The following is a 13652-nucleotide window of genomic DNA, read 5'->3' as shown; positions in this document are numbered from 1 at the left end:
GCATTTCGTCAAATCCAGCATATGGTCTTTTTGTAATTTTATTAAATAAACGGTATAAAAGAAGCGACGGTCTCTAAAAATCATTGTACAAGATGAATATATTTTTGGTATATTTTTTACATGTACGATGGAGTGTAAAAAGTATGGAATGTTGATGTGATGATGGGAGGCATGGAGAAGATGCAACAAATGCGAAAATATACGTTTGACCCTCCGAAAGTGTTAGTGATCGGATTTGCACTTATTATTGTGTTAGGAGCGATGCTGTTAACGCTTCCGATCGCCACAAACGACGGACAAGGCCTTCCGTGGCTTGATGCGCTGTTTACGGCGACATCGGCAACGTGCGTTACTGGGCTTGTTGTCGTGGATACTGGCACGACGTTTACGTTGTTTGGTCAGCTTGTCATTTTGTTTTTAATTCAAATCGGCGGTTTAGGATTTATGACGTTTGCGACGTTTTTTGCCTTTCTTGTCGGTAAGCGCATTTCTTTAAAAGAGCGGCTGTTGCTTCAAGAGGCGTTAAACAATTTATCGATCGAAGGGATTGTTCGGCTCGTTAAACGGGTGTTAGTGTTTACCGTTGTCATTGAGGTAATTGGTGGGTTGTTGTTAACGATTCGTTTTTCGTTCGATATGCCGCTACTAAAGGCGTTTTATTTTGGCATGTTCCACGCGATTTCCAATTTTAATAACGCTGGTTTTGATTTAATGGGAGAGTTTCGCAGTTTGACGGGATATGTCGAAGACCCGATTGTCACGTTCGTTGTTTGTGCGCTCATTACACTAGGTGGTATCGGGTTTATTGTCATGAATGAAATATATGAATACCGGCAAGTGCGCCGGTTTTCGTTGCATACAAAAATTGTCTTTGTGACGAGCGGTTTGTTAGTCGTATTTAGTACGTTGTTTATTTTTTTATTGGAGTTTCACAATCCGAAAACATTGCAGCCCCTCTCTCCGTTCGGAAAAATTTTAGCGTCGCTCTTTCAGGCGGTGACACCAAGAACAGCTGGTTCCAATACGCTTAATATCCCGGATTTGACGCAGCCGACGCTCTTTTTAATTATCTTTTTGATGTTTGTCGGCGCTTCGCCGGGCTCAACGGGTGGCGGAATTAAAACGACGACATTTGCGACATTGCTCGGTGCCGTTTGGTCGCAAATTAAAGGAAAAGAAGACGTCATTTTCTTTAAAAAACGAATTGTATATGACACGATTTACAAATCGTTAACGGTGACGTTAAGCGGCTTGTTTATTGTGATGGTGGTGACGATGTTACTAACAATTACCGAGCGTGGACACGACTTTTTAATGATTTTATTTGAAGCGACATCGGCGTTTGGGACGGTCGGATTGTCGATGGGATTAACGCCGGAATTGTCGCCGTTTGGCAAAGTGCTTATTATTTTTACGATGTTTGCTGGAAGGGTTGGGCCGCTCACGATTGCTTACGCGGTGACGTTGCATCGAAAACCAGATCCATTCCGCTATCCGAAAGGGAAAATAATGATTGGCTGAGCATGAAGGAAAAAAGAAAAGCATGCGTAAGAAAAAATGAAAATCAAGCGTAAAAAGCGATCAAATGAGTCATTTCCTTCCTAATCCGTTTTTTTCGCTTCTTTACAACGGAAGTGGAAGAGAGTAACATATCAGCTATGGTTGATCATATATAGGATATATCGCTGAATCCGTTCAGGAGCGGGGGAACCGACGTTGTAACATTTGTTACTTGGGGTGAATCCAAAACAGGAGGGGCTACTCTCATGGCCCTAACCCGACAGCTAACCTCGTAAGCGTGATGGGAGGGATGTAGTATAGCCGTTAGGGACATCCTTAGCGGCTTTTTGTGTTTTTTTCTTTACAATGCGCAAAATAAAGCTAACTATAGGGAACGAAAAAGGAGAAGGAGAAATGGCTTCGATTAAACGATTGTTAATTGGATCGCCGATGGAAACAAAACGGCTGAAACACGAGAAATTACCAAAATGGAAAGCGTTGGCTGTGTTTTCATCAGACGCACTTTCATCTGTGGCGTATGCGACAGAAGAGATTTTGTTAGTGCTCATGCTGATAGGAACGGGTGTCTTTTTTTTCTCATTGCCGATTGCGTTGGCAATTTTAGCATTGTTGGTCGTTGTGACATTGTCTTACCGACAAATTATTTACGCCTTTCCGTCTGGCGGCGGCGCTTACGTCGTCGCGAGAGATCATTTAAGCACGACGACGAGTTTAGTCGCTGGTGCGGCATTGATGATTGATTACGTATTGACGGTGGCGGTGAGTATTAGCTCCGGTGTCGCGGCAGTAACTTCGGCGTTTCCGAGCTTGCTTCCGTGGAAAGTGCATATTGCTATCGCGCTCGTGTTGTTGTTAATGATTTTAAATTTACGCGGCATTACCGAATCGGCAACGGTGTTCGCCTATCCAACGTATTTGTTTATTATTTCGGTGCTAGTGTTAATTGCCGTTGGCGGCTGGCAATTATGGCATGAAGGATGGAACGGCTTCAATTATCGGGAGCATGCGTCTGCGGAACATTTCTTTTCATCAGGATACGGAGTCTTTATTTTATTAAGGGCGTTTGCTTCCGGATGTTCGGCGATGACGGGAGTAGAGGCGATTAGCAACGGTGTTCCTTCATTCAAGCCGGACAGCTCGAAAAACGCGGCGATTACGATGGGGTGGATGTCGTTTTTATTAGGCACAATGTTTTTAGGCATTACGATTTTAGCAGCTGGATTTGGCGTGACGCCGTTGGAGCATAAGACGGTTATTTCGCAAATCGGGCAGCACGTGTTTGGAAATAGCATCTTTTTCTATTTGTTTCAAATGGTGACGATGCTCATTTTAGTGTTGGCGGCGAATACAAGTTTTGCTGGATTTCCACAGCTTGCTTCGATCATTGCTAACGACCGCTTTTTGCCGCGCAGCTTATCCGCTCGCGGTGACCGTCTCGTCTTTTCCAACGGGATTATTTTGCTTAGCGTATTAGCGATGATTTTAATTGTGGTGTTCCATGGCGAAACGCATTCGCTTATTCCGCTCTATGCGGTTGGTGTCTTTTTATCGTTTACGATCGGGCAGTTCGGAATGGTGAAAAAAATATGGAAGGAGAAAAACGGACGCAATGCCGTTACGCTTGTGACCATTATGGCAGGGATGGTCGTGACTGGTTTGGTGACGATCATTACGGTTATTGCAAAATTTACGCAAGGAGCATGGCTAGTCATTATTTCAATACCGCTGCTCGTCGTGCTGTTTTATAAAATTCGCGCCCATTATGATAAGTTAGGCGAACAATTAAGGCTCGATGAACAAGAATGGCAACACCGTCAACAAATAGTCGAACCGAAAGTGATTATCCCGATTTCTGGGGTGAGCAAAGTCGTCGCGCAATCGATTCAATATGCGCGAAGCATTTCGCATGATATTACGGCGATCTCGATTATTTTTCATGAAGACGAGGAACCAAAACTGCGAGAGAAATGGGAAAAGTTTTACCCGGATATCGAATTGAAAATCATTTATTCCCCGTATCGGACGATCCTTTCGCCAATGCTCGATTATATTAACGAAGTAGAGAAGCAAACAAAAGGAGCGCCGATTACGATTTTAATGCCGCAGTTTATTGTGAAAAAGTGGTGGCATACATTATTGCATAACCAAACAGCGATTATTTTAAGGTTTTTCTTGATTTTGAAAAAAGACATTGTCATTGCGACGCTACCATATCATTTGAAAGAATAATGTCGAAACGGGAAAAAATATTTCCCTGGAAATCGAAAACCGTCGAAAAATGATAAAACTCATAGCCGAGTTTCCCTTGCGTTCGCTTGTGCATATAGTAACGCAGGGGGAACGACATGATGTTAAAATACGTATCGATGATGATGTTAGCGTTGGCGGTGAGTTTAGACAGTTTAAGCGTTGGAGTGACGTACGGGATGCGGAAAATGAAATTTCCGCTCCCATCGATGTTAATCATTGCGTTGTTTTCAGGGTTCATGTTGTTATTGTCTATGTATGTCGGTTCTTTCCTTGTCTTGCTGTTGCCGGTGCGAGCTGAAAAAGCAATTGCGGCGTGCATTTTAATAGTGCTTGGGGTATGGGCTATTTATAATGTATGGAAGAAACGAGAAGATGAACTGGAAGACGTTGCGCCTCGCCCGATAGCAACAATGCGAATATGGCGCGTTCATCTGAAACGACTTGGAATTGTCATTCAAATTTTAAAAAGGCCGACGTTAGCCGATTTAGACGGATCGGGAAGCATCAGCATGAACGAGGCGATGCTGATTGGCTTCGCCTTATCGATGGATGCGTTCGGGGCGGGCTTAAGCGCTTCGTTTCTAGGATATTCGCCGCTTATGCTTGCTTTGCTCGTATCGTTGCTAAATATTTTGTTCATTCGTTTTGGGCTAAAAGCAGGGTATAAATTTGCGAAAATTAAAGCGATGAAAAAAGCGACGATGATTCCAGGAGCGATTTTAATTTGTTTAGGGATTTCGAAAATGTTTTTTTAGCGAAAAATCCTAAAGGTTTGTGCGGCCTTTAGGGTTTTTTGAATCCTTTTGCCCGTTCGTTCGTAACAATAAACTAGAAGCAGTAAGGAGGGAGCAAACGTGTTTAAAAAACTATTATCCAAATTAGGAATCGGTTCGGCGAAAATCAATCTTGTATTACACCATCCGCATGTGCGAGTTGGTGAAAAGATCGAAGGCGAATTTTTCATTGAAGGCGGGATGACAGAGCAACATATTCGTAAATTGGATGTGGAGCTTCGCCTTATCGTTCATGCGAATGGCCAGCAGCACCGCCAGACTGTTGCGGTCATTCCGGTTGCTCCGTCGTTTACGATCCAACCGGGGGAACGAAAAGTATGGCCGTTTTCTTATACGCTTCCGCTTCATTTGCCGATCACCCGTTACGGAGTGGAGTACGTGTTCGTTACACGTCTTGATATTGCCGATGGGGTCGATGCATTTGATCAGGATGCGATCCGCATCTTGCCGCCGGTGCCGTTAGAAAAAATATTTTACGCATTAGACAAGCTCGGTTTTCGTGAAAAGCCAACTTCTGGGAAAATCACGGCACATGGACAAGAGTTTGCATTTTTCCCGACAGAGTCGTTTCGAGGTGTGATTGAAGAAATTGAATGTTTCGCTTTTTTTGAGGAACACGGTATTCGCTTGCAGCTTGAAGTCGATGTATTGAATGGAATATTGGGGTTCGGTGAGAGAGAATTAAAACGGGATGTGTTCTTTAGTTATGATGAAGTGAACGACGTCGAAGGATTGGCGCAAAAATGGCATATGTTATTGCAAGAGATGGTGCAACAGCCGCAAATGTATGCCCATTCGTCCTATATCTCACACCAGCCGCATGTTCCGCACGATCCGGGGTATTATCATACCTATCCTTCCCGCCATCACGGACATGGAATGATGGGAGCGATTGGTGGATTTGCCGCCGGAATGCTTGCTGGCATGGTGGCGGAAGAACTAATCGAGGATGTAGTAGAAGATGCGTTTGATGTCGGCGATCAAGTGGAGGATATGGTAGGCGACTGGTTCGACGGCGATGATGATATTGATATTCTATAATTTGGGAAGGCCTTCTCTTATGCAGGGGAAGGCCTTTTTCTTTAGTTTTGGATTGCCTGCTATACACTAAGCCTGATTATCCCGAGTTCGACAGCGACTAGGTAACAAAATAACGACGCAAACGGTAAAAATGTTGAACCTTCTACACCTATATAGGTATTTTCCGCAATGAAATTTGCGGAAAATACGGATATGATAGGATGGAAGTTTGTGATAGACTGAAAGCGAGCCGGCTCAGAAGAGAATATTTCGTAAGGGAGGATGTTGAATTGAAAATGAAGACTAAGACTGCCCTTGCATCTTTAGGTCTTTGTACGGCTTTACTATCAGGTGCGCATGTATATGCTGAGGTTCAGAGCGGGATATTAGAATACAAAGGTTTGCAAGCAAATTATAAGTTGGATGTTGATTGGAATTTATTTGATAATGATAATGCAGTAGCGGAGACAAAATTTGTCAATCCTAAGAGTGGTTACAAAGTAGCTGTAAGGTTAGAAATGTGGAAAAATAATAAAATGCAAGGATACAAATATCAAGAGGATAAGGAATGGGCTCAAGCAACTTATTCTTGGACAGGTGTGGATGTCTATCAAAGTCGCCATTCCATTAATGATACAGCTACGAATAAAGAGTTAGTTGTCCGTTCATTACGTGATGATTGATGCCTTCTGTAAAACGAAAATAAATAAGCCTAATGCGTATTTATTTTCGTTTCATTTTGATTTATCGTGTTTGTGGAAGGTGGTTTTTATATGTCCTTTCAATCTTTTAAGAGTCAGTGGCGTGCTCATCCATTTACAACTGCCTTTGCAGTTTTAGGTTTAGTTATATCACTACTGATGATTTCAATCGGTATTTCTAGCATAAATTATTCTCATTTACTTCAAAGACAGCTTGAGCAATATGTTCCGCCGCATGCAACAAAGCTAATGGTGGCATTTTCACATGAACCAACATGGAATGATCTTTTTCGATTGTTTGACAATATAGATCAGGAAACAGGGATTATATTAGAAGGTGTGGCTCTTTTGCATGATGGCATGCCCATAATGGTGACCCCGGAACATGTAAGGGAGTCTGTTGAACCTCGTCTACCTATAAGGGAAGGACGTTATTTTACTGAGGAAGAAATAAGAAGGGGAGAGAAAGTGGCTCTTATAGGATCCGAATGGGAAAAAGATACAACGATCATTGGGAATGAGCGCTATATTGTCTTATCGGGTGAGCGATACAAGTGTATTGGGATAATTGGGATAACGGGAGAAAATTCAAGATTATTGGATTCACAAGTTCTTATTCCAATGACGTCATTACCGCCGAGTGTTATTAGTAAATTATTAAGTCAGCAGCAAATTACATTGACACTCTATAATGCTAAAAAAGATACGTACAAGGATGAAAAATCTATTCGTATGCAAGCAGAGAAGTTATTTCCACAAGCAAGCATTGATTCTTTTCCATACGAAGCACAGTTATCGTTCCGAATTGATATTGGTGATCGCCTAATGCTTATCGTTCTTATTTACTTACTTTCTTTAGTTAATGTTGTGAATTTATCGTTTTATTGGGTACAAGAGAGAATATATGAAATTGGAATAAGGAAAGCGTTCGGATATACGAATCGCGACATCGTTTTTATGATTTTTAGTGAAATGGTTGTATTATGTAGTATTGCAGTCGTTTTTGGGTATGGTGTGCAATGGCTATTTCAGCATATATTTGAAAAATGGGTAGGATTCCCATTACGCATTTCTTTGTTGCACTTTTCAGCAGCAATTGGATTTGTTTTTTGCTCATCACTAATTGCAATTATCGTTCCAGCTTTTCGTGCTTTTCGTGTGCAACCTATTCATGTCATACATAAAAAGTAGAAATTGAGGAGATAAAAAATGAAGTATATGCTACTCAATTTGAAAAGCATGTGGCAAAGAAAATGGATCATAGTATTAATGATCGTTCAACTCATTGTATCATTTTGGGTCATCAATCATGCGCTGATCACAATCGAGACAATTCGTTATCAACAAAAACAACTATTTTCTGTTACACATATGAAAGAAGAAACGACCATTCGATTGTTTATTCCAGATGGTGACGATAGTCAATGGTTTGTAGAGAGATTTCGCAAGCTTGAAAAATTTATAAAAACAATACCAAATGTAAAGGGATACGGATCTTTTGAAGAAACGACGATTAGTCCACAAAACTTCGCAAATAAAACACGATACATGCGAAAAAATGAACAATTGTATGCAAATACTCGTATGGAATCATATACAGATAGTACAAAAATTATATATTTCGACTATGACATATATCGTCTTTTTTCAAAGTTTCAATTAATGAAAGGAAGGGAACTAAGCAAAGAGGACTTTGAGAAAACAAACAAAGATGTGATTCCTATTTTAATAGGATATGATTATCACGATGTATTTCACATTGGAGATCGGTTTCAAGCTCTAGCTGGATTAGGAGAGAATGCGTTTTTTGTTACATACGAAGTCGTTGGGATATTGGAACAAGGGGCGAAATGGTTATCCGCCAATGATTATCTTATTGATCACGCGAATGAGCTAGATCGTTTTTTTGTCGCTCCATATTTTCCTGAGGAAAGAGATGGAAGACCGATGGATGTTGCAGTGCGGCTAAACAACCTATTTTTGCAGTTATCTGATAAGCGGGATTTTTCATCTGTCGAGAAAACTATCGAACAGAAAGGGAAAGAGCTTGGTATTTATCCGACGTTAAAAACAATTTCCAATGAGATGAAAGAGTATGAAAATAATACAAAACAAAGCGCCCGATTTACTTTTATGGTTGGCTTGTTTTTCGTTGTTGTTACACTCATTGGGGTAATTTCTGTGACGATATCTTCTATCCAAGCACGTAAATACGATATTGGGGTCATGATGGTGACTGGGGCAAGCAAACGTGATATCGGGCGAATAGTTGTGATGGAATTGTTTTTACTTGTGATGACTTCAGCCATTATCGGTGTTGTGCTAAGTTATTGGACAGAATGGCAAGATACATTTTTTGAATATAACATTCGTTTGCAAGCGTTCACTTGGTCGTTGTACGTAAAAATTATGGTTGTTTCATGTTTTATAGTTTTGCTATCTTCATTTATTCCACTTTGGAACGTAAATAAATTAGCATTGCGCAATTTGGTGGAAGGGAGGGAATAAATAGATGTTCATTGAATTACAAAATGTAACAAAAATATATGGTAAGGATGAATACGCGACGAAGGCGCTAAGTCAGGTAAGTCTACAAATTGAACGTGGAGAGTTTATTGCAATTATGGGACCTTCTGGATCGGGAAAATCGACTTTATTAAATATTATCGGATGTATGGATGTCCCGACAGAAGGAGTATATCGACTTGAAGGGGAAGATGTAACGAGATTAAATGACAGACAGCTAAGCGATATTCGCAATAAAAAGGTTAGCTTCATTTTCCAACAATTCGCATTAATGACAAACTTCACTGTATTTGAAAACGTTGAACTCCCATTATTAAAACGAAACATGTCAAAAAAGGAGCGACGCGAAAAAGTTGAATATTACTTAAACAAGCTTGGCATTTTTCATTTGCGACAAAAGAATATTTCTAAATTATCGGGGGGACAAAAACAACGTGTTGCCATTGCAAGGGCGATGGTAGCGGAAACGAACATCGTTTTAGCTGATGAACCGACAGGATCGCTTGATCGTCAAAATGGCGAGAAAGTAATGGAGCTCCTTCAACAAATGAACGAAGAGGGGAAATGTATCATTGTCATTACACATGATGAAAAAATAGCTTCTTATGCTAATCGCATGATTTATCTTAGTGATGGATGCATTCAGCTAGATAAGGGAAAGGGGTAGTGTGAATGAGCAAAAAGTTGTTGCTTTTGTTCGGCAGTCTTACGTTTATTGTTTTGTTAGGTATATTGTATTATACGTTCATATACAAAGAGACATTTGAATCATCCGCAGAAGGATTATTTTTACCTGAACAGTATGAGGAAAAATATCGTGTTTTCGAAGCAACCATTGAGGTGAATAAAATAAAGTACGAAAAGTTGCATATTGACCATCGCATTCAGCTCAAAGGCGGTAGTTTGACATATGAGCTGTACGATCCAAAAGGAAATATCATCGATCGAGGAGAAGTCACGATTGCGCAACCGTTAAATAAGCAATTGAATGTAACGCCACAAAAAGGAGTATGGAGGGCGAAATATTACACAAACAAAGATACAGATGGAAAGTATATACTCGTGTTCAAAAGTATTCGGTAAGGTGGTCACACTCCTAGGATTGTCGAGATTTGTAGAAACAGAGAGTCATTTATTTGATGTGCCCCTAACAATAGTCGCTCTTTATTGATTGACATAACAGTTTTAGAAAGAAAGCCTAGGGTGACCTAGGCTTTTTACCCAATCAACCCTAGTTTTATCGCCTTCACAACCGCTCCGACCCGCGAATCGGCATCAAGCTTTCGCAAAATGGAAGATATGTGATGCTCAACCGTTCTACGGCTGATATGCAGCAGGTTGCTAATTTCCGCGTTTGTCTTGTCTTCGGAAATGAATTGAAGAATTTTCAATTCAGTTGTTGTGAGAGGGGAATTATAATTGTGTAATCGATCAGTTGGAAAAGATTTTATCCCTAAATAAGTTTGCCGAATGGCATTAGCCAATTCAAAGGATGAATTTTCCTTGTTTACAAAAGCATAGGCTCCAGCCTCGTAGGCAGCTTGAATATATTCGTCATAATCATATCCTGATAAAATCACGACTTTGCATGTTGGGTATGTTTTAACAATTTTTCTTGTCCACTCAATCCCATTATCGTTTTTCATCCTTATATCCATGACAATTACGTCGGGGTTATGTTTTTTGATTTCTGTCTCTAAAAGTGCGGGATAACAAATGGTATTGACAACCTCCAAATCGACTTCATTTTCTAACAATTGTTGAATTCCATGCATGACCAATAAATGGTCATCTACTAATAATATTTTGATTTTCATTGCCCCCACCTTCTTCAGCTGTAATTGGCAGAGAAACTGAAATGCAAGTTCCAGTCCCCAGCTCTGAATGTATTGTCATTGTGCCTTTTAGCTGATGAACCCTTTTTTGAATGGTAATTAAACCTAAGTGATTTGTCTGTGATAATTCTAATAAATGACTTGGCACCTTAAATCCGACGCCGTAATCTTTTACTTGTATACTTAGAAACTGGTGTGTTTCTTCAACAGTTACAACAATCTTTCTTGACGAAGAATGTTTGATTGCGTTATGAACTAATTCTTTAATGATCCGAAATGCTTGAATAGAGAGAAACGGCGGAATGATTTTTAGGTTAGTAATATAATTGATTTCAACAATCACGTTATAGTTCACTTCGCATTTTCTCTTTAATGAAGAGAGACTTTGTTTGAGCCCTAAATCTTCCACCATAACAGGATACAACTCGTGGCACATCTCTCTGATTTCAAAAATATCGCGTTGAATCAATCCTTTAATGTCATCGAATAGTCTTTTATCTATATTTCTCTTTTGAATAAACCATTCAAGCTTATTGAGAAGAAGAATTAAATGTTGCAATACCTCGTCATGGAGGAAAATGGACAGCCTCCTTTTTTCCTCTTCTTGTTCATGAAGCAGGAGCCAGTGGGATTGCTCAGACATAAATGATTCTTTCGTTGTTTTCTTTAGTTGGTTCTCAATCTGTTGTAACGTTTGTGAGCTAGAAAATAATTCCGTTGCGTCAGCTTGGATTTTTTCAATTAGCTTTCGCTCTTCTTGGTCAAACATCGTCGCATTTGTTTTTTCTCCGATGATCATCCACCCAATTGTTGTATCTTCTATATTCATAGGATAGAGAAAGCAATTTTTTTCATTGATATTGATTTTTTCGAAATGACTAATCCGGAGAACGTGGGATAGTAGTTCACCATCGTCAAGATGAAGAAAAATTCCTGTTTTATGCAAAGCGATAGGGATGTTATCATTTTTCAACGTTATATATACTCCAGTAACATGGATCGTTTTATGTATTAAATCAGCAATGAGCTTTGCGCAATATTCTAAATGCTTTCCGTTTAGCAGTTGCTGAAGAATGAACAATTTTTCTTTTTGGATTTCTTGATGCTTTAGGTGCCATTTCTTCATTTGTAATTGTCCTATCACTTGATGAGTTAAATCATAAACAATGAAAAGGCAAAGAAGCAAGGTGTTGATTAAAATGGATAGTTTTAATTCAACATCGTAAAACATGAACAGTAGTATGTTAAACATAAGTAAACAAAAAACAATTATTGATAATTGAATGCTAGTTTTCTTTAATATTTCGCGAAAATCCAAAATTTCTTGCCGCGTTAACAAATATGATAGCGTTATAGGAAATATAATAATGCTGACAAGGCTATAATGAAAAGGAACGCCGGAAAAAGAAAAAAAAGCATCAGGAATCAAACTAAGAGCGACAACTGGTACAAACGATATAATGAGACTACCGATCAAAACATATATTTGGTTTTTTATCTTCTCAGAGTTGGAACGAAGGTGTAAATAAAATAGAATTGCACAAGATAGCAACGCTAAAATAAGGTTGGCAACAATGCATGGCCGGACAATCGTGTTGACGATGACAAGGTGATCAATGCCTGTTAAAAGATAAATGAGCGTTATGAAAATAGCAATAAATAATGTGATTATACGTATTTTACGAAAAAAGGTTGGTTTTATAGAAGAAGGAAAATATTCAAAAAATCGCAAAAGAGCGTAAGAAGCAAACGAAATAGAGATGACCTCCAATTCCTTTGCTGGTTTTATATTTAGGCTAGCAGGCGTTGACAAAGCGATCGCTAATCCACTAATAAACATGAGAGCAAAAAAATGTTGAACGACAGCGGAATTCGCTTTTTGACTATAGCTATAAATCCCAATGAATAAAAACGCCATCCCTATAAATATTGGGAAATAGTAATGTAGAGAAACGTGTTCATTGTACATTTTCAAAAGAATATAACAAATAATGAGAACGGAAATGAGTGTTATAGCAGAAGGAAAAACTTTTTTGTTCATGCTATCCCTAACTTTCTAAGTATCTTTTTAAGCGCTGTATTTGAATTTGTTTTTCGGGAAAATGGGTAGCAATTTGCTCTAATGCCTTGTTCATATAAATTTTTGAGAGAATGAAGCAGTAATCGATCGCTCCCGTTTTTCGGATGTAGTTCTTAATCTCTAAGATTAACGCAGAGTTATCGTCAGTTGTTTCTAGTTGGTGAAGTTTCTTGATCAGCCATCCATTGTCCTTTTTAGAGCTATATTCAATCGCTTTGATTAACGGGAGAGTGGCTTTTTTATTAATTAGGTCGCTTTTGTTCTCTGAAACAATGTCTGCAGCATCATTTTTCAATTGACCAGCAATACCAATATCAATTGCGATGGATTCCCATATGCTTTTATTGTACATATCACTAAGTCCACAAACTAGTTTTACTAGTGTTGACGATTTTTGTTTAACGACAGAAAAATATTCTTCTTCTGTTGGAATACATTCAGAAATAATAAAATGCAAGTCTCTCCATTGTCCATTACATGCATTTTGTAATTCATATATAATTATGGAGAGTTTTTCTTGAACATCTGTTTTAGAGTTATGAAGAATGAGCTGAAATGCTTCCATCATAAGTGCATTAGCGATCGTGACTGCTTCCCCAATCGATAGCTGACTTATGATTTGATCACTTTGATCATAGTCGGAAATTTCATCAAAAATGTCGGTTGCTAAAATGAGAAGTTCAATAGCAGCCGCGTGACTAATAACAGACTGTATACAAGTATCATCTTTCAAATGAAATGAGGATACTTGTACATAAAATTCTCCCCAAGAAAAATACGTTTCATCAGTATGAAATACTTTTCCTTTACCGTGTAGCATATTAAAAATATATTGAACGATTTCTTTGTCTAACATGCAGTTAGTAGATAAGTGATTTTGCAAAAAAGCTTTGATTGTACCTCTTCCTATATACTTCGTCATATA

General features: G+C 39.0%; 12 protein-coding genes and 1 riboswitch. Of the genes, 9 read left to right on the top strand and 3 right to left on the bottom strand.

The features are described 5' to 3' along the window. Positions 1–180 precede the first annotated feature (180 nt). The 9 genes from M4I42_RS09715 to M4I42_RS09675 all read left to right on the top strand — a co-directional run bounded on the left by M4I42_RS09715 (position 181) and on the right by M4I42_RS09675 (position 9895). Positions 181–1521: a TrkH family potassium uptake protein gene (locus M4I42_RS09715; RefSeq protein WP_268851978.1), complete on the top strand. Its 1341-nt coding sequence runs from the start codon at positions 181–183 to the stop codon at positions 1519–1521. Positions 1522–1673: 152 nt separating this feature from the next. Beyond that, positions 1674–1814, top strand: a riboswitch (cyclic di-AMP (ydaO/yuaA leader). Between the two features lie 100 nt (positions 1815–1914). Continuing rightward, entirely contained in the window at positions 1915–3750 is a 1836-nt protein-coding gene (locus M4I42_RS09710) for an APC family permease (protein WP_268851977.1), read from the top strand. Between the two features lie 116 nt (positions 3751–3866). Further along, a complete protein-coding gene (gene ytaF / locus M4I42_RS09705) occupies positions 3867–4526 on the top strand; it encodes a sporulation membrane protein YtaF (protein ID WP_268851976.1) in 660 nt (219 codons plus the stop codon). Between the two features lie 99 nt (positions 4527–4625). Further along, positions 4626–5606, top strand: a complete 981-nt coding sequence (locus M4I42_RS09700) for a sporulation protein (RefSeq protein ID WP_268851975.1) — start codon at positions 4626–4628, stop codon at positions 5604–5606. A 275-nt stretch (positions 5607–5881) separates the two neighbouring features. Next, positions 5882–6268, top strand: coding sequence for a hypothetical protein (locus M4I42_RS09695; RefSeq protein WP_035019298.1), 387 nt, complete (start codon positions 5882–5884; stop codon positions 6266–6268). A gap of 90 nt (positions 6269–6358) precedes the next feature. Next, positions 6359–7477: an ABC transporter permease gene (locus M4I42_RS09690; protein WP_268851974.1), complete on the top strand. Its 1119-nt coding sequence runs from the start codon at positions 6359–6361 to the stop codon at positions 7475–7477. A gap of 180 nt (positions 7478–7657) precedes the next feature. Then, positions 7658–8794, top strand: a complete 1137-nt coding sequence (locus M4I42_RS09685) for an ABC transporter permease (protein ID WP_268851973.1) — start codon at positions 7658–7660, stop codon at positions 8792–8794. A 4-nt stretch (positions 8795–8798) separates the two neighbouring features. Beyond that, positions 8799–9479 carry an ABC transporter ATP-binding protein gene (locus M4I42_RS09680; protein WP_268851972.1) on the top strand — a complete coding sequence of 227 codons (681 nt, stop codon included), beginning with the start codon at positions 8799–8801 and terminating at the stop codon, positions 9477–9479. 5 nt (positions 9480–9484) lie between these two features. Continuing rightward, entirely contained in the window at positions 9485–9895 is a 411-nt protein-coding gene (locus tag M4I42_RS09675) for a hypothetical protein (protein ID WP_268851971.1), read from the top strand. A 134-nt stretch (positions 9896–10029) separates the two neighbouring features. Here M4I42_RS09675 and M4I42_RS09670 read toward each other — a convergent pair whose 3' ends face one another. Genes M4I42_RS09670 through M4I42_RS09660 form a run of 3 tightly spaced genes read right to left on the bottom strand, consistent with a single transcriptional unit; the run spans position 10030 to position 13649 of the window. After that, positions 10030–10629 carry a response regulator transcription factor gene (locus M4I42_RS09670; RefSeq protein WP_268851970.1) on the bottom strand — a complete coding sequence of 200 codons (600 nt, stop codon included), beginning with the start codon at positions 10627–10629 and terminating at the stop codon, positions 10030–10032. After that, complete coding sequence (locus M4I42_RS09665) at positions 10601–12688, bottom strand: sensor histidine kinase (RefSeq protein ID WP_268851969.1); 2088 nt, start codon at positions 12686–12688, stop codon at positions 10601–10603. Before M4I42_RS09665 ends, M4I42_RS09670 begins: the two co-directional genes overlap by 29 nt. Positions 12689–12695: 7 nt before the next feature. Further along, a complete protein-coding gene (locus tag M4I42_RS09660; protein ID WP_268851968.1) occupies positions 12696–13649 on the bottom strand; it encodes a polyprenyl synthetase family protein in 954 nt (317 codons plus the stop codon). Positions 13650–13652 lie beyond the last annotated feature (3 nt).

This window comes from Anoxybacillus sp. J5B_2022 (genome assembly GCF_026847645.1).
Lineage (GTDB): Bacteria > Bacillota > Bacilli > Bacillales > Anoxybacillaceae > Anoxybacteroides.
The sequence above is the reverse complement of the archived record's forward strand: the minus strand, read 5'-3'. Positions and strand labels throughout refer to the sequence as shown.

Excerpts from the sequence above, each read along its gene's own strand:
- M4I42_RS09675 (WP_268851971.1), top strand. The coding sequence starts at position 9,485 with ATGAGCAAAAAGTTGTTGCTTTTGTTCGGCAGTCTTACGTTTATTGTT.
- M4I42_RS09710 (WP_268851977.1), top strand. The coding sequence starts at position 1,915 with ATGGCTTCGATTAAACGATTGTTAATTGGATCGCCGATGGAAACAAAA.
- ytaF (WP_268851976.1), top strand. The coding sequence starts at position 3,867 with ATGATGTTAAAATACGTATCGATGATGATGTTAGCGTTGGCGGTGAGT.
- M4I42_RS09670 (WP_268851970.1), bottom strand. The coding sequence starts at position 10,629 with ATGAAAATCAAAATATTATTAGTAGATGACCATTTATTGGTCATGCAT.
- M4I42_RS09695 (WP_035019298.1), top strand. The coding sequence starts at position 5,882 with ATGAAGACTAAGACTGCCCTTGCATCTTTAGGTCTTTGTACGGCTTTA.
- M4I42_RS09690 (WP_268851974.1), top strand. The coding sequence starts at position 6,359 with ATGTCCTTTCAATCTTTTAAGAGTCAGTGGCGTGCTCATCCATTTACA.
- M4I42_RS09685 (WP_268851973.1), top strand. The coding sequence starts at position 7,658 with ATGAAAGAAGAAACGACCATTCGATTGTTTATTCCAGATGGTGACGAT.
- M4I42_RS09715 (WP_268851978.1), top strand. The coding sequence starts at position 181 with ATGCAACAAATGCGAAAATATACGTTTGACCCTCCGAAAGTGTTAGTG.
- M4I42_RS09680 (WP_268851972.1), top strand. The coding sequence starts at position 8,799 with ATGTTCATTGAATTACAAAATGTAACAAAAATATATGGTAAGGATGAA.
- M4I42_RS09665 (WP_268851969.1), bottom strand. The coding sequence starts at position 12,688 with ATGAACAAAAAAGTTTTTCCTTCTGCTATAACACTCATTTCCGTTCTC.
- M4I42_RS09660 (WP_268851968.1), bottom strand. The coding sequence starts at position 13,649 with ATGACGAAGTATATAGGAAGAGGTACAATCAAAGCTTTTTTGCAAAAT.